The sequence below is a fragment of the Polaromonas sp. 39-63-25 genome, assembly GCF_002278925.1.
Taxonomy (GTDB): Bacteria; Pseudomonadota; Gammaproteobacteria; order Burkholderiales; family Burkholderiaceae_C; genus Polaromonas.
Genome location: NZ_NCJH01000010.1, coordinates 66,749 through 86,760 on the forward strand (window position 1 = coordinate 66,749; position 20,012 = coordinate 86,760).

Sequence of the window (20,012 nt, forward strand, 5' to 3'; positions counted from 1 at the left end):
GCGGGCAAAAAGAACGGCTACTGTCATCCCGCCACCCTCACAAAATCAGCACACTGCCGCTCATAGAGGCGCGAAAAATACACGTAGGCCGGCTGAAGCGCGCAGCCGCTGAATCCGTGCTTGCGGGCGTACATCGCTTGGCTGGCCTGCTTGTGGCGGGTGATGTTTTTGCAGTCGGCGCAGTTCAAGACAAGTCCCCCGTCAAGGCCAAGCAAAAATCGATAATCGGCAGCGGGATATGCTTCCCACACCCGGCGCGCACTGCGTTCAAAATGCGGCGGGCTTCTTCAACGGTTTTTGGGCGACTCATGCCGCCTCCAGTGAGAACGGGTTATTTGCCGTTAACTCGCTCTTTGGCTGAAGTTGTTTAAGCGCCTTTTGAATAATCGCTACCGGACGTTCCGGGATCGCCCATGGTCCTTTAGCAAGCTCCGACTTCGCCTGCGGCGTGAACTTCCACTTACCAATTCGGTTTTTCGCAAGCAGCCCGCGCCCACAAAGCGATTCGAGTTTTTCTTGCGCAGCGTTTGGGGACGACCAGCCAAAATCCCTTGCGATGGTTTGGCACGGCGGTATCTGGTCGTTATCGTTGAAAAACGCCCACAAATAGTTAATGAGAATTGCCTGACTAGCGGTGAGAGGTTTCATCATGTTGTGGCTCCTTGTTTCATTCGGCTTTTGAACTCACGCACGGCGTCAGGCATCGGCGCCCGGTTTTTTGAATCGGCCTCTGCCTTCAAAAGCTCGGGGTCCGGGCCTGGTCGACTTGGGACGGTGGCGGAGGGGTCAGGCTTGGCAAAGCGGCTTACACCCGGCCTGTCAGCCTTGCGTGCCCATTGGCGCCATGTCGCTTGCCAATCGAGCTTGGTGTTGTCGCGGGCTTTTGAAGTCCAGTAGTCGCGGAAGTTCGCCAGCTCTTTTTGTCGATCAATTCCGGACTCGGCTTCGGGTTCGGGTTTTGGCTCAAAGTCTGCGGGGATGCGCGTTGCGCGCTCCCTCTCCATTGGTTTATGGTTAACGGTTAACGGTTTACGGTTTGTTGACGTATGTTCAACAGGTGTTGACTTATGTTGGTCGGCTGTTGAATTCTGTTTCCGTGCGGCTGCGCTTGCTATGCCTGCGCGAGCTTTAGCGCTAGTGTTGGCGCGGTATTTGGCGATTTCCGCATCGCAGCGTGCGTGGGTGTAACCAGCATCGGTCAGCACAAAAAACTCAGCCAAAATAGCCTTCAGTGCGCCCTTTTCGTCATCACTACGGCACAACAAACGGCGCTCCAATGCAGCCATATCAACGCACTGCAACGGCTGTTCGGTGTCGTAGTACAGTTCTATTGCATCGCTGTACACGCTCCGTTCAACACGTGTTAAATGCCGTGTCGCATTGTTGAAATCCCCAATGTGACGCAGGTACAAGTTCATGCAGCAACCCAAACAGCGGCCTGATTCCCGCTCAAAGTCGTGCGCGTCCTATCGGTTTTGCAGATCAGCCCGCACTTGTCCAGATCCCCCCGGCGCGGCCTTTGACGGTCGCCGCAGATTCCGGTGGCGAGCTGTTGTTCTTCATCGGTGGCGCCTTCCTGGCCGCATTTGCGCAGGTAGGTGAGCAGCATGGAGCGGTCTATGTGGGTGCGAGATTGGGCGCGGTTTGCAGCGGCTTTGCTGGTTGCTGATCCGCGCACGTAGGGGGTGGTGAGCGTTAGGGATAGTTGGGTGGCAGTCATACGGCCTCCGATATTTCAGCGGTTACGGCGTCAGGCATGGCGGCAGAAATCCAGAAGCCTGCCGCGTTCTTGCTCATGCCCTTGGCCTGCATTTCGTCAACAGTCATGCAACGGCGATCAATGCCGTGGTCGCCGTGCCGGTGCTTGTTGAAAGCAAAAGAGGAATTGAAGTACTCTTTGCAACCTTGGCACTGGTTGCGGTCGCCGGACAGCTTCATGTCTGCAACTCCCCGCGCTCGTTAATAGTCGCTGGCGTGTCTTTTGTGCGCGGCAGCTTCTTGCGGGCCTCGACGACGAATGATTCGTTGCCGGGTTGGTCGCGGATGGGGCGCATGTCAGCCTCCCACCATGAAACCTGGGAATAGCCAGGATGGTGAAGCGGGGGATCAAATCGCCAATATTCGCGATTTGACGGATTGCGAGCGCCAAGCTTGTGAATCTGGCCTAAATATTGTTTAGCCGCTGGGTTCTTGGCGGAAACCAAAATAACCATGTCGCCAGACCGAAAAGGCTTCTTCATACCGTCCTCCGAATCTGCGCCTGAAACCCGGCGCCGGTGTATTGAGAATTCATCGCACGTTGCCCCGCTGAATCAGCCGCGTCTTGTCGGCGTCTGACATGGTTGGAGTTTTGATGCTGTAGCGCTTGGGTACGTCCAGAGACAGAACAAGTCGGGCGTATGCTGCGCGGCGCTTTTGTTGGGTTGGGGTCATGCTGGCACCGCCGTTTGTTTTGGCGCAACCCTGACGCCGTCGCCGATAACTTCCGACACGCAACAAAGGTGAACCCGATGCTCTGCACCCAGCGGGTCAACCACCAGCGAGAACTTGAAGCCGCCGCCTTTTTTGTAGGTCAGGCGGTTCAGGCAATGCCAGCAGCGCGGGTTGCCGTTTGCAATTGCTTTGGGTGTCATGCTGTTGCCTTTGCGCAGATTGCGTCCCGGAGGTTCCTGTAAAACCAGCGGCAAATCGCCTGCGAGTCGTATGGCACATTGCTAACACGCTCAATTTCAGCAGCGTATATCGCATCAAGGCCGATTACCGTCACGCTTGGCGCCTGCACCCTGCCACATTCACCACCGGCAGGATGAGAAGAATCACCCTGCGCCTTTGCGATGGCTGCGAGGAGCGCTTCCAGCTTGTCCGGATAGGCTGCATCGAATCCATTGGAGAAAGCCACGGCTTTTGCCGCCTGAAGTAAATCACCCTGCGCGGCTGGCTGGGATAGGGCTGCGGCGCGGCCTCGTAAAAATTGCTCAAGCGCCGAACGCATCACGGATTGATGAATAGGGTTTTTTGAGTTCACCCCAGTCCCATAGACCATCCTCATTGCATCGGACAATTCTTCATCAGAAATTCCAATCTGTTCGTCCATGTGTATCTCCTTAATTGCTTTTGGTGACGGTGAACGTGGCAGGGCTTGCTGGAACAGCTTCAACGGTCAGCTTTTGGCGCTCCATGAGCTGCTGAATAAGCTCGATCGCCGTGGCGGTTGGCCGGCTATCCGAGAATAAATATCCATAGAGCGATGATTGCGATGGCTTGTGTTCGCCGACGCGCATGGTGCAGGCTCTTTTCAGCTTTGCAACTTCATCGCCCAATTCGCGGACGCGCTCCAGTAGCTCGGTATTCCGGTCTTCAAGGGCCTTGATTCGTTTGCTGTTGAACATGATTTCTCCTTAGTTGGGGGTTAGGCGTCTGCTTTTTCGTCTTTTGCCACCGGACAAGATTCATGGATGTAGCGCGGCGGACCTTGCTCGAACCGTGGACCACCAGTAAAGGTGCATTCCCATTCGACTTTGTAGGGACAGGCTTCGCAACTTTTGATCTTGATGGATGGATAAATCTTGAAAGGCTTTTTCATCTGTATCTCCTAGCTTTTGGGGTGGGGGTTAGGCGGTCTCTTTCAGCAGCTCGTTGATAGCCTCGTCAATGCCAGCGCTTGACCCTAGGTTGTCTTCCAACATCGACCGGAAGAAGGCTTTGTAAATTAGGTCGGTCAGGATGTTGATTTCGTTCACCTCTGGATAGCCAAAAGTTTTGAGGTTTTTGACGCCGTTTTTAATCAGCTTGTTGCGGTAATCGTTCATGTTTCTCTCCTTGTGGTTAGGCGGCTATATAGCTGCGCATCTGGTCAACTGCGGTCTGTAGTTGCGTTCGGCTTGAACGGCTGGAGGCAAGAACCTTCTTTGCCATTTCGAGGTGATGCATCCACTCGCGGGTTTTCTTGATGTCGGCGCTCTGAATGGATTTCGGGACAGAGCGGAACAGCTCTCCAAGCTGCTTGCAAAGAATGGCCTTCTCTTCTGCGACGGTGTCCCGCTGGTTTCCGATGTCTTTGAAGGCTGGGCGTGGAGACGCGTAGCCGAACAGGTCTGGACTCATGCTGGAACCCTTCCGTTGATTGCTTCTGTGAGGATGCGAACCTTTGTTTTTTCGTCGGCAAGTGCCTTCTGCATCAATTCGAGCTGCCTCTCTGCCTCTGACTTGAGTTGGGTTAGGGTGCATCCGAGCTGGTACGCCCCCCACTCTGGATAAATGCGGTTGTTGACCAAGTCGCAGAACGGCTTAACAAGATCAGCCTGCAATGTGGCCTCGCCCTTTTTGATGCGCGAGAAGTAGCCGGGGTCAATCCCAAGGCCCGAATAAATCTCCTTGTCTTCAAGGCCGGACGATTGGCAGGAAAGGGCGAAGGCGGCAGCTGGCGACTTCTGGCGGCGCACCATTTCCATCGGCACATCATTTGGCTCAGCGCAGCGCGTGAGGGCCAGTTCGCCCTGTCCGTCATTCCGGTTCAATTCTTTTGACGCCACTTGACTACCTCTTTAGGACAAAAAAACGGGACCATCAGTCCCATGAGAAAAACAACCTTCATCAGCGCATACGACGCCCTGCCCCTGCGCCTCAAACTGCCGCGCGAAATAACCCGCTTCAAACTCGATCAGTTCGGCGCTGGTCAGGCCGCTGCGAATGCTGGCTTCGTAGATTTGTTCGCCACGGTCAGCAGCAGCAGAGCCGAGGGCGCGCAGTTGGGTGGTGGTGAGAGAGGGCATTTAGGCCTCCTGCTTGGCAGGCTCAGGAAGATCAAACTCCCCGCGCTCAACGGCCCTGAAATAGTCGATCAGGGGTTGGATGGTCTGCACGCCGGGGTTCTCGCGTTTCGAGTCGTAGGCGATTTTTCTAGGGAGGGTTTTGGCGACCCCGGCTTTGTCAGCGATCAGCTCCCATCGGGCCGGACCCGCCTCTTTCAGGTTGCGCTTGAGGTATTCAATGATTGATTCCATGCCCCATCATAATCCCACGTCTGGGATTTTGTCAATCCCATTCGCGGGACTAGGGATTCGGCAGAATTTCAGGATGCGCCCCAGCGAAATTCTTGCCGCCAACCTCAATAAACTAATGAAGGCCACGCCACGCCTGGAAACAAACCTGAAAATTGTTCAGGTCAGCTGCGGTCGCCTAAGCAACGGCAAGATCGGGCGGGTAAGATTGGGCGGAAAGACCGACATTGAGACCATTGGCGAGATTGCTGAGGTTTTCGGGCTGCAGCCGTGGCAGCTACTGGTTGAGGACTTAAACCCAGCCTCTCCCCCTGTGATTGCCGACATGAGATTGATAGACCAAATCAAACAGCTTGTGTCTGCGCCGCATCAAGTGAGCCAAAACCACACATCCGTAGAACTACCTGTAGGACAAAGCCCCAAAACGGTGCAAGATGAATTCGCTGCAAAAAATACTAAGAAGGTATTGCTTGTTTCATCGCAGCCCGAGCCTAAACCGACAAAAGGCGCGAACCTTGGGACTTTTGGGGGGTTGGCTCGACCAAAACCCAAGGATTCAAATGTCGGTCACAAAACTAGTCGAGTACGCAAATAGAGAGACAATTGAGACACTAGAGGGCCTGCTTGAGCAAGCCAGGCGAGGGGAAATCAAGGGGTTTCTGTTCGCCGTTCGGCTTGGCATTAAGAAGCACGCAATGGGAATATCTGGGGAATACGCCCGCGACCCAATCATGGCCGCTGCCGTCACCTCCAGAATCCTCTACAAGCTGCACACGCTTGCAGACGGCACACAATCCAGCCTGATCGCTGGCAGCTAACCGCACCGCCAGCCACCAACCCACCAACAGCGGCCCGCCTTGAGCGGGCTTTTTTGTGCGCGTTTCAATAACCCCTACCGTTCGTCGGAATCCCACGATTGGGATTGACACGTCCCATTCATGGGATTACAGTAACCCCATCACTTCAAAAAAGCAAAAGACCTAGCGCAACCGATACGGCGCTAACCCCAACGATGGAGCAGGGAGGTCTTAGGAACAAGTTCCGCGCTGATTGAGGTGGTGAGTAAGTCAACTAACGGAGAAACGTGATGCAACTCGAAATCGGCAACACCTACAAGACCCGCTTCGGCGGCAGCGTTCTGATCAGGGGGCAGGACGACGACGGCCGGTTCTTTGGCGACATCTTGGACGCGGACGGAGCGCACAACCGCATCGCCTCTTTCTCTGATCACGGTCAATACGTCACGGGCCGTCAGACCGGCTTTGACATTGTTGAAAAGCTTGTCGCCTAAACCCCTCAGCGCAACGGGCTTGCGCTTTGGAGTTTTGGTGTGGATTTACTAACTACTTGGAGAAATGAGCATGCAGACATTTTGGATAACTTTTACAGACGGTAGCCAAGCCTGCTCACAGGGCCAAAGTGAGTACGACGCAAAAGCGATTGCGGAAAAGCTCACGGGCAAAACTGTTGGTGGCGGCAAATACCAAAACTTCGACATGAAGCCACTGCCATATCCCGCCGAGCCGGTTGTGTGGCGCTTCGAGCATCCCCTCCACGGCAAGACGCCAACGTTCTGCCATGCCCCGAAGCAGTGTGCAGGCCGTACCGCTTGCCCGCAAAACTATTCATGCACCGAGTAACGCCTACCCATCACTTTTGTAGTGGGCCTAGAGCCTTGTGGATGTGATTGAACTAAGGAGAAAAGCATGAAAACGACATTGAACGAAATCCGCGCCAAGTCGCCTTGCCATGAAGGCTGGACAAAGCTGCTGGCACATCTTGGCAAAACAAAAGCCGACGACGATCCGCTAAGCATCGTCACGATTCTTGATAGCAATGGGCTGGACGATGCGTTGTGGTGCCTGCAAGCCGTCAAAGGCCGCGAGCGCGAAATCCGCCTATTTGGCGTTTGGTGCGCCCGGCAGGTTCAACACCTGATGACAGATCAGCGCAGCCTTGATGCACTGGACGTTGCCGAACGCTTTGCAAATGGCGAAGCCACTGAGGCCGAGAGGGCTGCGGCGTGGGCTGCGGCGGGGGCTGCGGCGAGGGCTGCGGCGAGGGCTGCGGCGAGGGCTGCGGCGAGGGCTGCGGCGTGGGCTGCGGCGTGGGATGCGGCGTGGGCTGCGGCGTGGGCTGCGGCGGGGGCTGCGGCGTGGGATGCGGCGGGGGATGCGGCGGGGGATGCGCAGGCGAAACGCCTCCGCGAGTTGTGCGCCGAATGCGAAGCAGTCACCGCCTAACAAGGAGCAGCAAATGCAAAAAGATCATTTGGCCGGTGGGGATGGTGGCGGGGTGCCAGAAGCTGAGCTTGTCCGGCTGGCACGGCGCGCTATCGACAAGCGCTGGGACTTTGAAACCCTCAAGTATGGAGATGACCTGTACGGCAGGGAGCACCTTGTTGACGCCGTTTGGGATTTCGTCGAAGAGTGCCAAGCCATCGGGCGCACTGCTTTCGACAAAAAATATCCGGAGGCGGTATGAAGAATTCAGTATTTGTCGAGTCCGTGACGGATGAATCGGGAACCGAATACCGCGTTAAGGCATACATCGGCGGCGCGCGCCTTTATGGCGACTGGACGCAGTCCGAAGCCAAAGCACAGAAATACGCGGATGCCATAGAACAGGTTTGCGACGGCCTGCCAGTGCTGGCTACCGAAGCCGACTGCATCGAGGCCGATCTGGCAAATCTTCGCTACAAGCAAAGCGGCGGCCCAGCAAAGGACAGCCAGGATCGCGCCGTGAAGCTTGAGCAGCAGTGGTCTGAGGCTGCGCGGCTTGGGGGGTGGCGGCTATGAGCGCGCAAAACGAGCGATTCCTTACGGACGATCAAGTTCATGCCCTCAACGAAAAGCATGGCTGGTTTAAGTTTGGCGATGCGCAGAGCGATGTAAGCCGTGCATTTGCACAGGATGCGATAGCAATGCATGAGCGAATCCGCAATGCTGCGCCTGACTTGCTGGAAGCGCTGAACAACATTCTTGTCGGCATGGAGGCATCTGGCGGATGGGAAGGCGATGACGAACTGTTTAACGCCGGGGTAGCAGCTTACAAGAAAGCAACAGAGGCCAAGCCATGAACCGCACCCACTACCGCACCACAAGGCCGCTATGGGAGGACGTTGCGGGCTGGATTTTGGCAATAACCATCGGCGTACTGCTCGCCACTTACCTTGTGATTGGACTATCAGCATGAACATTCAACTCAAACGCCGCGCTGTTCGCCTGTACTCATACGAGCTTGCGCCGCTTCACATCAACAAGGCCAATCGTCGCGCATGGCTTCGCTCTGTGCTGATGCTTGGGGATCGCTGGGTCGGTCTGCCGATGAAAAAGGAGGATCTGCAATGAGCAAGAAACAGAAATTGACGCCGTGGTTTCCGGGGGGTGTGAAACCTGTGCGTGATGGCGTATACGAAGCGGAATGGGATTATGAAGATTCCTGCATCGTTTATTACAACTATTTTGACGGTTTGCACTGGCATTCCGGTCAGATTTATTTGCAAGACGCAAGGCCAGAATACCCAAGACTTCCGGGCCGACTTGGCGGGCACATCCCAAAATCATGGCGCGGACTGGCGGTGAAGCCATGACCTGCAACGCCTGCCCCAACCCCGCGAATTGCAGCCCTACGTTCTGTCACTTCGAGCAAGCAGAACTCGAAACACCGCAAGACATCGCAGCCCGCCACTTCTGGGAGCCGAACCAGGCGCTGCACATCGACGTTTACACCGGACCGAGCAGGCTGCACCGGGTGCTTGATTGGGTTGGCAACCTGTGGGACAAGCTCAACGAGCTGGGCAAGATTTGCACCGCTGTTTTTGGAGTGGCGCTTTGTTTTGCGGCGGCTGTTGCTGCTGTGGAGGCGATGACATGAGCACCGACCGCGAACTTTTGGAGCTGGCGGCTAAGGCTGCGGGGATTGGGCGCGGACATTGGGACTATGACTACGTCCGCAACCTTGGGCACATGGTCACACCTTCAATGATGTGGAACCCGTTGGAAAACGATGGTGAGGCGATGAGGTTAGCTGTTTTGAAACGCTTCACCATCAAGGACTTCGCCCCGTTCGATAACCCAGAAATTGCGCAAGCTCCTCCCGACGCCACTCTCTGGGGCATGGTGGAAATTTGGATTCAGGACGGAAATGACCCGGTGTACGTCGAGTGGTACAAGGCTGGCGCTGACCGCTTCGCCGCCACCCGCCGCGCCATAGTCCGCGCCGCCGCTGAAATCGGGGAGGCGATGACATGAGCCGCATCAAAGAACTTGTTTTTGACCTGCAAGAGCGGGCTGATTTATCTGGTGAATATCAAGGAGAAAACTATGGACAACAATCAATCGAGCCATCCAGCGCCAAAAATCGCAATGGCTTTCGTGAAGGCAAAGCGGCAGTTCGGCCCAGCCTTGAAGGAAAAAAACAACCCGGCGTTTCGCAGCAAGTACGCGGATTTGGGCGCGTGCATTGACGCTGTGGAGGACGCGCTGCTTGCCAACGGTATCGCGTTCATACAGGAAACTTTCGAGGACGCCAGCGGCGTGACGGTGGAAACCGTATTTCTGCACGAGTCTGGCGAAACCATCCGCTGCGGGAAGTTGCACGTTCCAGCAAGCAAGCAAGACCCGCAGGGGTATGGCAGCGCCTTGACCTATGCGCGCCGCTACAGCCTCACCACGGCCTGCGGAATCGCCCCTGAAGACGATGACGGCAACGCAGCCAGCAACAAGCCAGCGGCAGCAAAAACTCCGGTCAAAAAGGCGGCAGAGCCTGAAATGGACATGAGTCCCAAGGCCCGCGCCAATCGAATCACTATCGGCGTTGCTGCTGGCGATGCCGCTGGCGCTGCGATTGCAATGGCCGGATGGGACAAGCCGCTTCTTGACAGCGTATGGACGCTGCTTGATGCAAAAACACAAACCAAACTCACCGCCGAATGGCCGAAGGAAACAGCGTAATGGCATCAATCAACAAAGCAATCATCGTCGGCAACTTGGGCAAAGATCCCGAAATGCGCTACCTGCCCAGCGGTGACGCTGTGGCGAACATCACTGTTGCCACCAGCAGCAAGTACAAGAACAAGGCCGGCGAGATGGTCGAAGAGACCGAATGGCACCGGGTCAGCTTTTTCGGCAAGTTGGCCGAGGTGGTCGGGCAGTACCTTAAGAAAGGCTCGCCAGTCTACGTAGAAGGGAAGATCAAAACCCGCAAGTACACCGACAAAGACGGTGTTGAAAAGTATTCAACCGACATTGTTGCCAGTGAAATGCAGATGCTTGGCGGTAAACCCAACAACGACGACAACCAAGGCCACGGCGGCTACTAAGGAATCATCATGCAAGAACACCTGACCATTGACATTGAAACCATCCCAGCCCAGCGCACGGACGTGCTGGAGGAAATACGCGAAAGCAAGCAGACCCAGCTTTCCGCCGACATTGAAGCAATCCGCGCCCCTGGAAATTACAAGGACGCTGACAAGATCGCGGCATGGCTGAGCAACGAGGGCCAGCAAAAGGCACAGGCCCTGCGTGACGCCTTTGATGCGGATGTTGACGCCGCTTACCGCAAAACCGGCCTAGATGGTGCTTACGGCCAGATTTGCGTTATCGGCTTCGCTGTTGACAACGACGCCCCGCGAACCGTCTGGTCGGCAGAGTGGAACCGTCCCGACTGCGAGCGCGAGCTGCTGGAAGACTTCTACATCGCTTTGGGTGATGCGATTTCACCGTCTGCCGAACGCTCCATTACCGTGATCGGCCACAACGTCGCCAGCTTTGACCTGCGTTTTATGGTGCAACGCTCGATTGTCAAAGGCATCCGTCCGCATGGCGTGATTTCCCGCGCATCGCAGGCTAAGCCGTGGGAGACAGACAAGGTGTTCGACACGATGGTCCAGTGGGCCGGTGTCGGAAATCGCATCAGCCTGGACAAGCTGTGCAAGGCGCTGGGCATCCAGTCACCCAAGGGCGATATTACTGGCGCTACGGTTTGGGATGCGGTCAAGGCTGGGCGCATTGCAGAAGTAGCCGACTACTGCAAAAAGGACGTTTCTGCTGTTCGAATGGTTCACAGGAGACTGACGTTTGCGACAAATAGACAGGAGGAATTCGTATGAATTGCTGCTCCGTTGATGGGTGTGAAACAACAGGCAAACTTAGAAAATCGCTTTGCCAGAAGCACTACACACGATACCTGCGCTACGGCGATCCACTGCGTGAACGCCCAAATACAGCCGAGCGATTTTCCGCGAAGTATTGCGTTGACGAAGCGTCCGGCTGCTGGCTTTGGACTGGCGCGATCAGTCGTCGTGGATACGGAGTATTTCAGCTTGGCGTTGGCACACAAGGCAAGGCGCACCGTGTCTCATGGGAGCTGGCAAATGGCCCTATCCCGGACGGGCTTGGCGTATTACATCGATGCGATACACCGGGCTGCGTCAACCCAAGCCATCTTTTCTTGGGGACCAATTCCGACAACATGGCAGACATGGTTCAAAAGAAGAGAAGTTTGGCTAGAACAAAAAACCCAAACTGCAAGTTGAGCGAATCTGATGTTGCCCTGGTTTTATCGAGCAATGAAGTCGCCCCAGTATTGGCGCGGAGTTTCGGGGTGAACCCAGCGACCGTGCGACGGATCAGAAGAAACGAAAACTGGAAGCGCGCCGTGCCCGCCTGACGTTCCAGACCGTGCGCGCCGAGGTGTTTGAGGACGTGCCAGCGTAGGTCATTAATGCACGCGGCCACGCAAAACACGCGGCCAAATAAACCAGGAGTTTTGTATGCAGATCAATCACAGAGAGCGAATCCAGGCAGTAAGCCATAAGCACGGCGAACAGCCGCCTACAAACGACCGGGTTTTGCAGTTGTTGGAATGCATCAACAGCGGCCAAGCAGAGCCAGAACAGCTTGTGCAGAACTTTGAGGCTGGTGAATTGAACGACAACAAGGAGCAGAAATGAACTATCACGCTGAAAACGCCGTAACGCTCGTGGTGACGGCACTTTGTCTGCTGGGGTTGTATTACATGAGCCACTCGTGGCACAGCCTGTGGTCGCTCCTGTTTCTGCTGAATTTGAACTACGTCAAGAACAAGGAACAACCATGAACACACAAGCAGAGCCATCGGTTCGGGCGGGACTTGAGGAAGTTTTGCGGGCTTGCGATACGGGTGCGAAACTTTCTGTCACATCGTTGGCAGCAATTATTCGGCTGGTCCTTGCCGAGCATGACGCCACCACCCAATCGCAGCGGGCCGAGATAGAGCGGCTGCGGGCGGCTTTGGAGGATGTTGCCGAGTGCACCGACCCCGACAAAGACGACAACTACCGATCTGACGACCGCGAAGGGTGCTTGGACGCCGTGTTCGCCACTGCCAGCGCCGCCCTCACCCCACAACCAACGAAGGAAACGCCATGACCACATCAACCAACCAGGCGGCAGACTCTATCGCAATTCCGATTCCAGGCTGCGATCATTTAGTCAAGGTCATCAAATTTGCGCGGTCAGGCTCAGACTCGCCAATGTCGATTGATGACCAAATTATTTTTGCCCAGCGCAAAGAGCTGGAATCACTCCGCGCCGAGCTTGCCCGCCCGCTGGAGGTGGCGGCACCTGTCTGGTTTGGTCCGGATGAGGATGGAATCGTGTGGCCCAAGCCAGCCATGACAACGCCTTCACCAAATCTGGCTGAGTATTTCAGCGCTCCGCAAGTCCGGGCACTGATCGCAGCCATCCGTGTGCCGGTTGCTTCAGAAGACTCCGGCGAAAAAGGGCGCTGGGAGCAGCACGGGGAGGGCCATTGGAATCATTACGACGATCAAGGAAAGCTCTATATGCAAAGTGTGTCGGTTGCTTCGCCTGCGGAGCCGGGCCGGGTATTGGCTCCTGAGTATCGCGGCTATGCGAATTTGGGCACAGGCCAGTACATACTGAACCACACTGGCGACCATCCAGCAGAGTTGATCATCAGCATAGCCACCGAGGAAGAAAAGGCGGGGCGCGCTGTCGGTGACTCTCGGAATCTGGAGCCGCGCAAAATTCTCAATCCCGAGGATATGTGCGTGCGCATCCGGTTTGAAAATGTCGCCGGTCTGGATGCGCTTGAGCAGCAACTTCGGTTCCTGCGCGAAGAACTATTCGCCACCTCTCCCGTTGGTGCTGGTGGGGCGGATTGGGGCCTTGATATTTCAACGGGCACGCCGATTCTGGTTTACAAAAAGTGCAGCGTCATCGAGTCGGAACAGGCGCGCTACGTTCTGAGGCTTATCGCTGCTGATGCTGGTGGGGCGGTGGTGATGGATGCGCGACCGGATTCTTTTCATTCTGACAGTGGCGAATGTGACCGCGTGCAAAGGGTGGAGCTTAGCGGCGATGAGCTGGCACTGTTCCAGCAAACCCTTGAAGATTTTGCAGACTGTGGAGAGACTGAAACCGACTACGAGGTTTTGGTGAATTGGGCGCAGCGTGGGCTGTTGGAATGCATCAATTTTCAACCAACTGCCGCAGCGCATCGAATGCTTGCGACAAGCACATCCACTGAACAGAAAGGCGGTGCAGCATGAACGCACCCTATCTTTTTCTCGGGCTAATCTGCGGCCTTGCTATCGGTTACGCCATCGGATGGCAGCAGCAGCGCAGGAAATCCAAGCTGGCCCAAGTCTCTCGCGCAATAGCCGACTGCGACGGGCCAATTCGCTGCACCAACTGCGCAGAAAAGCGCCGCTGTGCCGCCGTGGGCTGCGTCCGCTTAGCCGAGCAGTGCGATCCGCCTTTGGGCATGGCCACCACAAACCCCGCCCCCGAACAAGGTGGCTGGGTGGCCGGTCTGGATGGAGTAAGACGCCCAAACCCTGCGGCTGGCGCCCCAAAGCCGCCGTTCCACAACCCCGTCGCGTGAAGGGCTCCCATGAAAACCGAACAACTAATCGACTGCGAAGGCATCACATTGGAATCCACCAAGCCTTTCGCGTTCTCATGCTGCGACTGCGGGCTGACGCATCACATGGTCATTGTCAGCGAAGACGGTAAGCCGGTGGGGTTTGCAGTGAAACGGATAGTCGAGCCTGCACGCGGTGACGTGCTTGCCACCGGCCAAATGAAACAAGCCCACAACATCACCCCCGCCAATCCTGCCAGCGCTGACAAGGAGAAATCATGACTGACCGCGAGCTTTTGGAGTGGGCGGCTAAGGCTGCGGGCATTGAGTTGGCCCAGCCGGTCGTGTACTCGGACGCTGACGGCGTTTACAAGGCCCGTCACGGCTGGTGGCACCCACTTGAGGATGACGCCCACGCGCTACAGCTTGCAGTGGCTGTCAAATTGCAAATCCACATCGACAACGGATACGGGACCGCTGCGCGTCGTCCAGATCAAATGTGGCAGGCGTGCGAGGCCCACAAGTACGGCGGAATCGAAGCAGCAACCCGCCGCGCAATAGTCCGCGCTGCCGCCGCTATCGGTCAACAGGAGGGGGAGTGATGCAGATTTTTATCACCCTTGGCGACATTGTTGGGATTGCCGCTGGCGGGCTGGTTGGCTTGGCTTTAGCGGCAGTATGGGCGATTGACTCATGGCGCAAATACCGCTGCAAACACGTTGAATATTTTGAGAACAGAGCTTGCAGCGCGATATGCCGTAGTTGCGGGAAAGACTTGGGTTTTATTCAAACCGTGCGAGATGCCCGCCGTGCCGCACCCACGGGGCAAGATCAAGGAGCCGAGACACCATGAGCGAGCAATCCAGAAAAAAGGCTTGCCGCAAGTCGCAGGCTACGGCTGATCAGTGCGGTTCGCCAACACGGCAGCAGATTGACGCAGTTCTACAGCGGCTGATTCAGGACCGGACGGGCTGGACGCTTGCACGGTGTCGGCAGCGGGCTATGGTCGAGGTGTTTTTGCGAGGTGTGGCATGAGCGACAGCCTGTTTCTTGAGGACGCCGAGCTGATGCGTCTGACTGGCCGCAAGTTGAAATCACACCAGATTGCATGGCTGCGTAAGGAAGGTTTAGCATTCAGGGTGAACGCAACCGGCCATCCCGTCGTGTTGCGTAGCACTGTGGATCAGCGCGCACCCTTGCAGGCTGTTCCGCAATCCTGGAAACCCCGCCTAGTTGGAGCCTGACATGGGCAGAAAACCGAGCCGCTGGAACAATCTACCCAAAGGGATGCGCGCCCGCCCGCGTGGCAAGCTGATCCACTATTACCTCGATACCGGAGAAAAGCCCCGGCGCGAGATTCCTTTGGGCAGTGATTACGTGATGGCCGTGCAAAAGTGGGGCGAACTCACCGGCTCGAAAAAGCCAGCGGACGGCGTGATTACCGTCGCTTACGCCTTGAATCGCTATTTCCTTGAGGTCGTGCCGAACAAGGCGCCGCTGACGCGAAAGGACAACGAGCAGGAAAAGGCATGGCTGCTGAAATTCTTCAATGATCCACCCGCCCCGCTGGATGCCGTCGAGCCGCAACACATCCGGCAGTTCATGCGCTGGCGGGCGGCAGAGGCCAAAAAGGCGGCAGAGCTGCGCAATGTCGCCAGAGTCGAGAAAAAGCAAGCACCCATTAAGATCAAAAGCACGCACGGGCAAGTGCGGGCAAACCGCGCCAAGGCTCTTTTCTCGCATATGTGGAACTATGCCCGCGAAGAAGGGTTTACCGCCATGCCGAACCCATGTACCGGCGTTAACGGCTTCAAGGAAGATGGCCGGGACGCCGCGCCAGATAGCGCGCTTGTTGAGTTGGTCAAGGCGCACGCCGACCAGCCGCTGATCTTTGCGATGCGCCTGGCCGACATTGTGGGGCAGAGGCCGGGGGATGTTCTGCGCATGAGTGAGACAGACGTGCGGGATGGCCTGCTACACGTCGAACAAGGCAAGACCAAGGCCAAGCTAAGGATTGAGGTATCCGGTGATCTGGAGGTCTTGCTTGAGGAAATCAGGGAATTTAAGCGAGGTAAGCCGGTGCATTCGCTGACACTGCTGGTCAACGAGAACGGCGAGACACTGCGCAAGGACGCGCTGCGCTACAGATTCGACAAGGCCCGCGAGGCTGCGGGGATCGAAAAGGATGTTTTCCAGTTCCGGGACTTCCGCGCAAAGGTAGCGACGGCCACCGATGACAAAGCCGGAACCAAGGCCGCGCAGTCAATTCTTGGACACGCGACGGAGGCGATGACAGCCGACTACATCCGGCACAAAGTCGGCAAAAAAGTAAGGCCGATCCGGTGATTTTGCGGAACAGCATCCTATTTTTGCGGAAGTTTTGCTATAATGTTGATAGCGAACTATCGTTATTGGCTATGGTAGGGCGTCACAGACTTGAACTGTGGACCAAAGGATTATGAGTCCTCTGCTCTAACCAACTGAGCTAACGCCCCACGTCGCCAGTGCCGATTGTACCGGCCCTACTTGCTGTGGCTCAGTGCGCTGCTGACCATCTTGGCCGTGATGTCGACGATCTGGATCATTTTTTCATAGGGCATGCGCATGGGCCCGATCACGCCCAAGGTGCCCACGACCTTGCCGTCCACCTCGTAGGGTGCGGTCACGATGGACAGCTCCTGGTAGGGCACGACCTGGCTTTCGCCGCCGATATAGATGCGCACGCCCTCGGCCCGGCTGGACACATCGAGCAGGCGCATGAGCTGGGCTTTCTGCTCGAACAGGTCGAACAACTTACGCAGGTTGCCCATGTCGCTGGAAAAATCGCTGACCGCCAGCAGGTTGCGTTCGCCCGAGATCACCACCTCGTCGCGCGACTCGATCGCTTCGCTGCTGACCTGCACGGCCGCCTGCATCAGGCTGGCGATCTCGCCGCGCAGGGCTTCCACCTCGCTCCCCAGCCGCTCGCGCACTTCCTCGATCGCCATGCCGGCGTAATGCGAATTGAGGAAGTTGGCCGCCTCGATGAGCTGGCTCTGGGTGTAGTCGGTCTCGGTGAAGATCACGCGGTTCTGCACATCGCCGTCGGGCGAAACGATGATGACCAGGATGCGTTTTTCGGACAGGCGCAGAAATTCGATGTGGCGGAACACGGAGGTGCGGCGCGGGGCCATCACGACACCGACAAACTGCGACAGGTCCGACAGGATGTTGGCTGCGTTGCTGAAAACCTTTTGCGGCTGGTCCGGTGCCAGGCGGGGTGTGCCCAGCGCGCTGAGCGACGAATACTGGTCGCGCTGCATGGTCAGCATGGTGTCGACAAACAGGCGGTAACCGCGGGCGGTCGGGATGCGGCCGGCCGAGGTGTGCGGGCTGACGATCAGGCCCAGATCCTCCAGATCGCTCATGACATTGCGTATGGTCGCCGGCGACAGGTCCAGTCCGGAGGCCTTGGACAAGGTGCGCGAACCGACCGGTTGACCGTCGGCGATGTAGCGCTCCACAAGCGCTTTTAACAACAGTCGGGCACGTTCATCAAGCATGAAGCCATTCTACGAAGCTTGGCAAGGATGTTGTGATGTAATTTGGCGATGAAGTCGCAATTTCGTCACGTCGCCCTGATCGGGAAGTACCACGCACAGGGTTCACTCTCGGCGCTGGAGGAAATTGCCGGCTTCCTGCACACGCAGGGTTGCGAGGTCACGCTGGAAAAAGACACGGCCAGCAACACCGGCCTGATGCACTACCCGGTGCTCGATGTGGCCGGCGTCGGTGCGCATTGCGACCTGGCCCTGGTGGTCGGCGGCGACGGCACCATGCTGGGCATAGGACGGCAGCTGGCCCAGTTCGGTGTGCCGCTGGTCGGCATCAACCAGGGCCGCCTGGGCTTCATCACCGACATTGCCTTCGAGGATTTCCAGACGGCGCTCGAGCCCATGCTGCGCGGCGAATACGAGGAAGACCGGCGCTGGATGATGCAGGCCGAAGTCATGCGTGACGGCCGCTGCGTCTTCAGTGCCACCGCCATGAACGACGTGGTCGTCAACCGCGGCGCCACGGCCGGCATGGTCGAGCTCAGGGTCGAAGTCGATGGCCGTTTTGTGGCCAACCAGCGCGCCGACGGCCTGATCATTGCCACGCCCACCGGCTCCACCGCCTATGCGCTGTCGGCGGGCGGTCCGCTGATGCATCCTTCGATTTCCGGCTGGGTCATGGTGCCGATTGCGCCGCACACGCTGTCGAACCGGCCCATCGTGTTGCCCGACACCGGCGAGGTCACCGTGGAAATTGTCGCGGGCCGCGATGCCAGCGCCAATTTTGACATGCAGTCGCTGGCCACCCTGCTGCACGGCGACCGCATCACGGTGCGGCGCTCGGAATACCAGATGCGTTTCCTGCATCCCCGGGGCTGGAGCTACTTCGACACCCTGCGGAAAAAACTTCACTGGAATGAAGGTGCGGTATGAGTCTTAAAAACATCGCCCTGCGCGACTTTGTCATCGTGCGCGAACTCGCGCTGGACCTGGACAGCGGCTTCACCGTCCTCACCGGCGAGACCGGTGCCGGAAAATCCATCCTGATCGACGCACTGCAACTGGCCCTGGGCGCACGCGCCGACGCCGGTGTGGTGCGTGAGGGCGCGCAGCGCTGCGAGATCAGTGCCACCTTCGACGCGCCGGCCACTCTGGCCGGCTGGCTGGACCAGGCCGGCTTTGCCGCAGAAGACGACTTGCTGCTGCGCCGCACGATCGACACCCAGGGCAAAAGCCGGGCCTGGATCAACGGCAGCCCGGCCACGGCCACCCAGCTGCGCGAGATCGCCGACCTGCTGGTCGACATCCACGGCCAGCATGCCTGGCAAAGCCTGACCCGGCCCGAGGCGGTGCGCGGCCTGCTCGATGCCTACGCTGGCGTACCGGCCCAGGCCCTGGCGCAGCCGTGGCAGGCCTGGCGCAACGCGCACAAGGCCCTGCTTGACGCGCGCCAGGCGCAGGACAGCCTGCAGCGCGAACGTGAACGCCTGGCCTGGCAGATCGGCGAACTCGACAAGCTGGCACCGGGCGAGCACGAGTGGGAAGAACTCAACACGCAGCACAGCCGGCTGTCCAATGTGCAGGCCTTGCGCGATGCAGTGCAGACTGCGGTCGATGCGCTGCAGGAGTCCGACGACAACGCCAGCGCCCTGCTGGGCCGTGCCCTCACCGCGCTACAGAATCAGGAGCATATTGAGCCCGAATTCAAAGGGCTGATCGATGTTTTGAGCAGTGCCCTGGCGCAGGTTGAAGATGCCGTGCATTCGCTGAACGGCTACGCGCGGCATGCCGAGCTGGAGCCGCAGCGGCTCGCCGAACTCGATGAGCGCCTCTCGCTGTGGGTCAGCCTGGCACGCCGCTACAAGCGCACGCCGGCCGAGCTGCCGGAACTGCTGTCCGCCTGGCGCAGCGAGCTGCAAAAACTCGATGCGGCGGCCGACCTCGTCGGCCTGGAGAAAACCGAGCAAGGGGCCCAGGCCGTCTACATGGACGCAGCGCGCCAGGTGTCGAAAGCCCGCAGCAAGGCCGCGCCCCTGCTGGCCAAGGCCATCACACAGGCGATGCAGGGCCTGGGCATGCAGGGCGGCAAGTTCGAAGTGGCCTTGGGCAAGCTGGAGCAGCCCGCGCAGCATGGCCTCGAGCAGGCAGAATTTCTGGTGGCCGGCCACAGCGGCAGCACGCCGCGGCCGGTCGGCAAGGTTGCCTCGGGCGGCGAGTTGTCGCGCATTGCGCTGGCCATCGCCGTGACCACCAGCCAGCTCGGGCAGGCACAGACCCTGATTTTTGACGAGGTCGATTCGGGCGTCGGCGGCGCCGTTGCCGAAACCGTGGGCCGCCTGATGAAGCAGCTCGGCAAGGACCGCCAGGTCATGGCCGTCACCCACCTGCCGCAGGTCGCAGCCTGTGCCGACCATCACCTGATGGTGGCCAAACGCCCGGACAAGGGCCAGACCGTGAGCACCGTCGAGCTGGTCCACAGCGAGCAGCGGGTGGCCGAGGTGGCCCGCATGCTGGGCGGCGAAAAGCTCTCCGGCACCACACTGGCCCACGCCAAGGAGATGCTGGGCCAATGAACACCGCCACCGACCTCACCCCGGACAGGGCT

Annotated in this window: 41 protein-coding genes, 1 tRNA gene and 1 pseudogene; 26 read left to right on the forward strand and 17 right to left on the reverse strand. The window is 57.9% G+C overall.

Translation table 11 applies throughout. From position 1 onward, the window contains the following. Positions 1–23 precede the first annotated feature (23 nt). The 15 genes from B7X65_RS13820 to B7X65_RS13890 form a co-directional block, all read right to left on the reverse strand. The gene (locus B7X65_RS13820; protein ID WP_293594882.1) at positions 24–188 is read right to left on the reverse strand and encodes a hypothetical protein; all 165 of its coding nucleotides are present in this window, start codon (positions 186–188) and stop codon (positions 24–26) included. 118 nt (positions 189–306) lie between these two features. After that, positions 307–651, reverse strand: a complete 345-nt coding sequence (locus tag B7X65_RS13825; protein WP_293594883.1) for a hypothetical protein — start codon at positions 649–651, stop codon at positions 307–309. Beyond that, a complete protein-coding gene (locus tag B7X65_RS13830; RefSeq protein ID WP_293594884.1) occupies positions 648–1,418 on the reverse strand; it encodes a YdaU family protein in 771 nt (256 codons plus the stop codon). The genes B7X65_RS13825 and B7X65_RS13830 overlap by 4 nt, the downstream gene beginning before the upstream one ends. After that, positions 1,415–1,609 (reverse strand): hypothetical protein, encoded by a 195-nt coding sequence (locus B7X65_RS13835; RefSeq protein ID WP_293594885.1) that lies wholly within the window; start codon positions 1,607–1,609, stop codon positions 1,415–1,417. The genes B7X65_RS13830 and B7X65_RS13835 overlap by 4 nt, the downstream gene beginning before the upstream one ends. A gap of 107 nt (positions 1,610–1,716) precedes the next feature. After that, positions 1,717–1,938, reverse strand: coding sequence for a hypothetical protein (locus B7X65_RS13840; protein ID WP_293594886.1), 222 nt, complete (start codon positions 1,936–1,938; stop codon positions 1,717–1,719). Further along, positions 1,935–2,240, reverse strand: coding sequence for a hypothetical protein (locus B7X65_RS13845; RefSeq protein WP_293594887.1), 306 nt, complete (start codon positions 2,238–2,240; stop codon positions 1,935–1,937). Before B7X65_RS13845 ends, B7X65_RS13840 begins: the two co-directional genes overlap by 4 nt. A gap of 189 nt (positions 2,241–2,429) precedes the next feature. Next, positions 2,430–2,633, reverse strand: coding sequence for a hypothetical protein (locus B7X65_RS13850; protein ID WP_293594888.1), 204 nt, complete (start codon positions 2,631–2,633; stop codon positions 2,430–2,432). After that, positions 2,630–3,094, reverse strand: a complete 465-nt coding sequence (locus B7X65_RS13855; protein WP_293594889.1) for a hypothetical protein — start codon at positions 3,092–3,094, stop codon at positions 2,630–2,632. The genes B7X65_RS13850 and B7X65_RS13855 overlap by 4 nt, the downstream gene beginning before the upstream one ends. 10 nt (positions 3,095–3,104) lie before the next feature. Further along, positions 3,105–3,389, reverse strand: a complete 285-nt coding sequence (locus tag B7X65_RS13860; protein ID WP_293594890.1) for a hypothetical protein — start codon at positions 3,387–3,389, stop codon at positions 3,105–3,107. Positions 3,390–3,409: 20 nt separating this feature from the next. Next, on the reverse strand, positions 3,410–3,583 hold the full coding sequence (locus tag B7X65_RS13865) for a hypothetical protein (RefSeq protein WP_293594891.1): 174 nt from the start codon (positions 3,581–3,583) through the stop codon (positions 3,410–3,412). 28 nt (positions 3,584–3,611) lie between these two features. Next, positions 3,612–3,809: a hypothetical protein gene (locus B7X65_RS13870; protein ID WP_293594892.1), complete on the reverse strand. Its 198-nt coding sequence runs from the start codon at positions 3,807–3,809 to the stop codon at positions 3,612–3,614. Between the two features lie 16 nt (positions 3,810–3,825). Next, positions 3,826–4,104, reverse strand: coding sequence for a hypothetical protein (locus tag B7X65_RS13875; protein ID WP_293594893.1), 279 nt, complete (start codon positions 4,102–4,104; stop codon positions 3,826–3,828). Continuing rightward, positions 4,101–4,532, reverse strand: coding sequence for a transcriptional regulator (locus B7X65_RS13880; RefSeq protein WP_293594894.1), 432 nt, complete (start codon positions 4,530–4,532; stop codon positions 4,101–4,103). The genes B7X65_RS13875 and B7X65_RS13880 overlap by 4 nt, the downstream gene beginning before the upstream one ends. A 12-nt stretch (positions 4,533–4,544) precedes the next feature. Continuing rightward, positions 4,545–4,772 (reverse strand): hypothetical protein, encoded by a 228-nt coding sequence (locus B7X65_RS13885; RefSeq protein ID WP_293594895.1) that lies wholly within the window; start codon positions 4,770–4,772, stop codon positions 4,545–4,547. Then, positions 4,773–5,003, reverse strand: coding sequence for a hypothetical protein (locus B7X65_RS13890; RefSeq protein ID WP_293594896.1), 231 nt, complete (start codon positions 5,001–5,003; stop codon positions 4,773–4,775). A gap of 73 nt (positions 5,004–5,076) precedes the next feature. Here B7X65_RS13890 and B7X65_RS13895 point away from each other — a divergent pair, with 73 nt between their 5' ends. From B7X65_RS13895 to B7X65_RS14010, 24 genes and pseudogenes are all read left to right on the forward strand, one after another. Beyond that, a complete protein-coding gene (locus tag B7X65_RS13895; RefSeq protein ID WP_293594897.1) occupies positions 5,077–5,595 on the forward strand; it encodes a hypothetical protein in 519 nt (172 codons plus the stop codon). A 492-nt stretch (positions 5,596–6,087) separates the two neighbouring features. Continuing rightward, positions 6,088–6,291, forward strand: coding sequence for a hypothetical protein (locus tag B7X65_RS13900; RefSeq protein WP_293594898.1), 204 nt, complete (start codon positions 6,088–6,090; stop codon positions 6,289–6,291). A 70-nt stretch (positions 6,292–6,361) separates the two neighbouring features. Further along, positions 6,362–6,640, forward strand: a complete 279-nt coding sequence (locus B7X65_RS13905) for a hypothetical protein (protein ID WP_293594899.1) — start codon at positions 6,362–6,364, stop codon at positions 6,638–6,640. A gap of 66 nt (positions 6,641–6,706) precedes the next feature. After that, positions 6,707–7,243 carry a hypothetical protein gene (locus B7X65_RS13910; protein WP_293594900.1) on the forward strand — a complete coding sequence of 179 codons (537 nt, stop codon included), beginning with the start codon at positions 6,707–6,709 and terminating at the stop codon, positions 7,241–7,243. A 13-nt stretch (positions 7,244–7,256) separates the two neighbouring features. After that, positions 7,257–7,484 carry a hypothetical protein gene (locus B7X65_RS13915; RefSeq protein WP_293594901.1) on the forward strand — a complete coding sequence of 76 codons (228 nt, stop codon included), beginning with the start codon at positions 7,257–7,259 and terminating at the stop codon, positions 7,482–7,484. Beyond that, positions 7,481–7,798, forward strand: coding sequence for a hypothetical protein (locus B7X65_RS13920; protein ID WP_293594902.1), 318 nt, complete (start codon positions 7,481–7,483; stop codon positions 7,796–7,798). The genes B7X65_RS13915 and B7X65_RS13920 overlap by 4 nt, the downstream gene beginning before the upstream one ends. After that, positions 7,795–8,079 (forward strand): hypothetical protein, encoded by a 285-nt coding sequence (locus B7X65_RS13925; RefSeq protein ID WP_293594903.1) that lies wholly within the window; start codon positions 7,795–7,797, stop codon positions 8,077–8,079. Before B7X65_RS13920 ends, B7X65_RS13925 begins: the two co-directional genes overlap by 4 nt. Positions 8,080–8,191: 112 nt before the next feature. Continuing rightward, on the forward strand, positions 8,192–8,350 hold the full coding sequence (locus B7X65_RS13930) for a hypothetical protein (RefSeq protein ID WP_293594904.1): 159 nt from the start codon (positions 8,192–8,194) through the stop codon (positions 8,348–8,350). Then, positions 8,347–8,592, forward strand: coding sequence for a hypothetical protein (locus tag B7X65_RS13935; RefSeq protein ID WP_293594905.1), 246 nt, complete (start codon positions 8,347–8,349; stop codon positions 8,590–8,592). The genes B7X65_RS13930 and B7X65_RS13935 overlap by 4 nt, the downstream gene beginning before the upstream one ends. Beyond that, the gene (locus B7X65_RS13940; protein ID WP_293594906.1) at positions 8,589–8,876 is read left to right on the forward strand and encodes a hypothetical protein; all 288 of its coding nucleotides are present in this window, start codon (positions 8,589–8,591) and stop codon (positions 8,874–8,876) included. Before B7X65_RS13935 ends, B7X65_RS13940 begins: the two co-directional genes overlap by 4 nt. Continuing rightward, the gene (locus B7X65_RS13945) at positions 8,873–9,253 is read left to right on the forward strand and encodes a hypothetical protein (protein WP_293594907.1); all 381 of its coding nucleotides are present in this window, start codon (positions 8,873–8,875) and stop codon (positions 9,251–9,253) included. Before B7X65_RS13940 ends, B7X65_RS13945 begins: the two co-directional genes overlap by 4 nt. 72 nt (positions 9,254–9,325) lie before the next feature. After that, a complete protein-coding gene (locus B7X65_RS13950; RefSeq protein ID WP_293594908.1) occupies positions 9,326–9,955 on the forward strand; it encodes an ERF family protein in 630 nt (209 codons plus the stop codon). Next, positions 9,955–10,299 (forward strand): annotated as a pseudogene (ssb, locus tag B7X65_RS13955) (single-stranded DNA-binding protein); the annotation flags it as partial. The gene B7X65_RS13950 and the pseudogene ssb, both read left to right, overlap by 1 nt. Positions 10,300–10,332: 33 nt before the next feature. Further along, positions 10,333–11,115, forward strand: a complete 783-nt coding sequence (locus B7X65_RS13960) for a hypothetical protein (protein WP_293594909.1) — start codon at positions 10,333–10,335, stop codon at positions 11,113–11,115. Continuing rightward, complete coding sequence (locus B7X65_RS13965; RefSeq protein WP_293594910.1) at positions 11,112–11,675, forward strand: HNH endonuclease signature motif containing protein; 564 nt, start codon at positions 11,112–11,114, stop codon at positions 11,673–11,675. Before B7X65_RS13960 ends, B7X65_RS13965 begins: the two co-directional genes overlap by 4 nt. A gap of 103 nt (positions 11,676–11,778) precedes the next feature. Then, entirely contained in the window at positions 11,779–11,958 is a 180-nt protein-coding gene (locus tag B7X65_RS13970) for a hypothetical protein (protein ID WP_293594911.1), read from the forward strand. Continuing rightward, entirely contained in the window at positions 11,955–12,104 is a 150-nt protein-coding gene (locus tag B7X65_RS13975) for a hypothetical protein (RefSeq protein WP_293594912.1), read from the forward strand. Before B7X65_RS13970 ends, B7X65_RS13975 begins: the two co-directional genes overlap by 4 nt. Then, positions 12,101–12,415, forward strand: coding sequence for a hypothetical protein (locus tag B7X65_RS13980; protein ID WP_293594913.1), 315 nt, complete (start codon positions 12,101–12,103; stop codon positions 12,413–12,415). The genes B7X65_RS13975 and B7X65_RS13980 overlap by 4 nt, the downstream gene beginning before the upstream one ends. Further along, positions 12,412–13,560 carry a hypothetical protein gene (locus B7X65_RS13985; RefSeq protein ID WP_293594914.1) on the forward strand — a complete coding sequence of 383 codons (1,149 nt, stop codon included), beginning with the start codon at positions 12,412–12,414 and terminating at the stop codon, positions 13,558–13,560. Before B7X65_RS13980 ends, B7X65_RS13985 begins: the two co-directional genes overlap by 4 nt. A gap of 344 nt (positions 13,561–13,904) precedes the next feature. Beyond that, positions 13,905–14,156 (forward strand): hypothetical protein, encoded by a 252-nt coding sequence (locus tag B7X65_RS13990; protein ID WP_293594915.1) that lies wholly within the window; start codon positions 13,905–13,907, stop codon positions 14,154–14,156. Next, positions 14,153–14,476 (forward strand): hypothetical protein, encoded by a 324-nt coding sequence (locus tag B7X65_RS13995; RefSeq protein WP_293594916.1) that lies wholly within the window; start codon positions 14,153–14,155, stop codon positions 14,474–14,476. The genes B7X65_RS13990 and B7X65_RS13995 overlap by 4 nt, the downstream gene beginning before the upstream one ends. Then, the gene (locus B7X65_RS14000; RefSeq protein WP_293594917.1) at positions 14,476–14,727 is read left to right on the forward strand and encodes a hypothetical protein; all 252 of its coding nucleotides are present in this window, start codon (positions 14,476–14,478) and stop codon (positions 14,725–14,727) included. Before B7X65_RS13995 ends, B7X65_RS14000 begins: the two co-directional genes overlap by 1 nt. 178 nt (positions 14,728–14,905) lie before the next feature. Further along, positions 14,906–15,118: a DUF4224 domain-containing protein gene (locus tag B7X65_RS14005; RefSeq protein ID WP_293594918.1), complete on the forward strand. Its 213-nt coding sequence runs from the start codon at positions 14,906–14,908 to the stop codon at positions 15,116–15,118. 1 nt (position 15,119) lies between these two features. Continuing rightward, positions 15,120–16,220: a tyrosine-type recombinase/integrase gene (locus tag B7X65_RS14010; RefSeq protein ID WP_293594919.1), complete on the forward strand. Its 1,101-nt coding sequence runs from the start codon at positions 15,120–15,122 to the stop codon at positions 16,218–16,220. 72 nt (positions 16,221–16,292) lie between these two features. Here the strand turns inward: B7X65_RS14010 and B7X65_RS14015 are convergent. Both B7X65_RS14015 and hrcA read right to left on the reverse strand, forming a co-directional pair. Continuing rightward, positions 16,293–16,369, reverse strand: a tRNA-Ile gene (locus B7X65_RS14015). 27 nt (positions 16,370–16,396) lie between these two features. Next, positions 16,397–17,416 (reverse strand): heat-inducible transcriptional repressor HrcA, encoded by a 1,020-nt coding sequence (gene hrcA, locus B7X65_RS14020; protein ID WP_293594920.1) that lies wholly within the window; start codon positions 17,414–17,416, stop codon positions 16,397–16,399. Between the two features lie 48 nt (positions 17,417–17,464). On the opposite strand from hrcA, the gene B7X65_RS14025 reads away from it, so the two are divergent. Beyond that, entirely contained in the window at positions 17,465–18,340 is an 876-nt protein-coding gene (locus B7X65_RS14025) for an NAD kinase (RefSeq protein WP_293594921.1), read from the forward strand. Further along, entirely contained in the window at positions 18,337–19,980 is a 1,644-nt protein-coding gene (gene recN, locus B7X65_RS14030) for a DNA repair protein RecN (RefSeq protein WP_293594922.1), read from the forward strand. Before B7X65_RS14025 ends, recN begins: the two co-directional genes overlap by 4 nt. Positions 19,981–20,012: the final 32 nt, after the last annotated feature.

Coding starts and splice junctions, on each gene's coding strand:
- B7X65_RS13945 (WP_293594907.1), top strand. CDS start 8,873: ATGAGCACCGACCGCGAACTTTTGGAGCTGGCGGCTAAGGCTGCGGGG.
- B7X65_RS14005 (WP_293594918.1), top strand. CDS start 14,906: ATGAGCGACAGCCTGTTTCTTGAGGACGCCGAGCTGATGCGTCTGACT.
- B7X65_RS13985 (WP_293594914.1), top strand. CDS start 12,412: ATGACCACATCAACCAACCAGGCGGCAGACTCTATCGCAATTCCGATT.
- B7X65_RS13995 (WP_293594916.1), top strand. CDS start 14,153: ATGACTGACCGCGAGCTTTTGGAGTGGGCGGCTAAGGCTGCGGGCATT.
- B7X65_RS13850 (WP_293594888.1), bottom strand. CDS start 2,633: ATGACACCCAAAGCAATTGCAAACGGCAACCCGCGCTGCTGGCATTGC.
- B7X65_RS13970 (WP_293594911.1), top strand. CDS start 11,779: ATGCAGATCAATCACAGAGAGCGAATCCAGGCAGTAAGCCATAAGCAC.
- B7X65_RS13845 (WP_293594887.1), bottom strand. CDS start 2,240: ATGAAGAAGCCTTTTCGGTCTGGCGACATGGTTATTTTGGTTTCCGCC.
- B7X65_RS13900 (WP_293594898.1), top strand. CDS start 6,088: ATGCAACTCGAAATCGGCAACACCTACAAGACCCGCTTCGGCGGCAGC.
- B7X65_RS13870 (WP_293594892.1), bottom strand. CDS start 3,809: ATGAACGATTACCGCAACAAGCTGATTAAAAACGGCGTCAAAAACCTC.
- B7X65_RS13975 (WP_293594912.1), top strand. CDS start 11,955: ATGAACTATCACGCTGAAAACGCCGTAACGCTCGTGGTGACGGCACTT.
- B7X65_RS14025 (WP_293594921.1), top strand. CDS start 17,465: ATGAAGTCGCAATTTCGTCACGTCGCCCTGATCGGGAAGTACCACGCA.
- B7X65_RS13950 (WP_293594908.1), top strand. CDS start 9,326: ATGGACAACAATCAATCGAGCCATCCAGCGCCAAAAATCGCAATGGCT.
- B7X65_RS13875 (WP_293594893.1), bottom strand. CDS start 4,104: ATGAGTCCAGACCTGTTCGGCTACGCGTCTCCACGCCCAGCCTTCAAA.
- B7X65_RS13840 (WP_293594886.1), bottom strand. CDS start 1,938: ATGAAGCTGTCCGGCGACCGCAACCAGTGCCAAGGTTGCAAAGAGTAC.
- B7X65_RS13825 (WP_293594883.1), bottom strand. CDS start 651: ATGATGAAACCTCTCACCGCTAGTCAGGCAATTCTCATTAACTATTTG.
- B7X65_RS13925 (WP_293594903.1), top strand. CDS start 7,795: ATGAGCGCGCAAAACGAGCGATTCCTTACGGACGATCAAGTTCATGCC.
- B7X65_RS13835 (WP_293594885.1), bottom strand. CDS start 1,609: ATGCTGCTCACCTACCTGCGCAAATGCGGCCAGGAAGGCGCCACCGAT.
- B7X65_RS13905 (WP_293594899.1), top strand. CDS start 6,362: ATGCAGACATTTTGGATAACTTTTACAGACGGTAGCCAAGCCTGCTCA.
- B7X65_RS13865 (WP_293594891.1), bottom strand. CDS start 3,583: ATGAAAAAGCCTTTCAAGATTTATCCATCCATCAAGATCAAAAGTTGC.
- B7X65_RS13860 (WP_293594890.1), bottom strand. CDS start 3,389: ATGTTCAACAGCAAACGAATCAAGGCCCTTGAAGACCGGAATACCGAG.
- B7X65_RS13890 (WP_293594896.1), bottom strand. CDS start 5,003: ATGGAATCAATCATTGAATACCTCAAGCGCAACCTGAAAGAGGCGGGT.
- B7X65_RS14000 (WP_293594917.1), top strand. CDS start 14,476: ATGCAGATTTTTATCACCCTTGGCGACATTGTTGGGATTGCCGCTGGC.
- recN (WP_293594922.1), top strand. CDS start 18,337: ATGAGTCTTAAAAACATCGCCCTGCGCGACTTTGTCATCGTGCGCGAA.
- B7X65_RS13910 (WP_293594900.1), top strand. CDS start 6,707: ATGAAAACGACATTGAACGAAATCCGCGCCAAGTCGCCTTGCCATGAA.
- B7X65_RS13830 (WP_293594884.1), bottom strand. CDS start 1,418: ATGAACTTGTACCTGCGTCACATTGGGGATTTCAACAATGCGACACGG.
- B7X65_RS14010 (WP_293594919.1), top strand. CDS start 15,120: ATGGGCAGAAAACCGAGCCGCTGGAACAATCTACCCAAAGGGATGCGC.
- B7X65_RS13885 (WP_293594895.1), bottom strand. CDS start 4,772: ATGCCCTCTCTCACCACCACCCAACTGCGCGCCCTCGGCTCTGCTGCT.
- B7X65_RS13935 (WP_293594905.1), top strand. CDS start 8,347: ATGAGCAAGAAACAGAAATTGACGCCGTGGTTTCCGGGGGGTGTGAAA.
- B7X65_RS13895 (WP_293594897.1), top strand. CDS start 5,077: ATGCGCCCCAGCGAAATTCTTGCCGCCAACCTCAATAAACTAATGAAG.
- B7X65_RS13930 (WP_293594904.1), top strand. CDS start 8,192: ATGAACATTCAACTCAAACGCCGCGCTGTTCGCCTGTACTCATACGAG.
- B7X65_RS13855 (WP_293594889.1), bottom strand. CDS start 3,094: ATGGACGAACAGATTGGAATTTCTGATGAAGAATTGTCCGATGCAATG.
- B7X65_RS13965 (WP_293594910.1), top strand. CDS start 11,112: ATGAATTGCTGCTCCGTTGATGGGTGTGAAACAACAGGCAAACTTAGA.
- B7X65_RS13940 (WP_293594906.1), top strand. CDS start 8,589: ATGACCTGCAACGCCTGCCCCAACCCCGCGAATTGCAGCCCTACGTTC.
- B7X65_RS13990 (WP_293594915.1), top strand. CDS start 13,905: ATGAAAACCGAACAACTAATCGACTGCGAAGGCATCACATTGGAATCC.
- B7X65_RS13920 (WP_293594902.1), top strand. CDS start 7,481: ATGAAGAATTCAGTATTTGTCGAGTCCGTGACGGATGAATCGGGAACC.
- B7X65_RS13980 (WP_293594913.1), top strand. CDS start 12,101: ATGAACACACAAGCAGAGCCATCGGTTCGGGCGGGACTTGAGGAAGTT.
- B7X65_RS13915 (WP_293594901.1), top strand. CDS start 7,257: ATGCAAAAAGATCATTTGGCCGGTGGGGATGGTGGCGGGGTGCCAGAA.
- B7X65_RS13960 (WP_293594909.1), top strand. CDS start 10,333: ATGCAAGAACACCTGACCATTGACATTGAAACCATCCCAGCCCAGCGC.
- hrcA (WP_293594920.1), bottom strand. CDS start 17,416: ATGCTTGATGAACGTGCCCGACTGTTGTTAAAAGCGCTTGTGGAGCGC.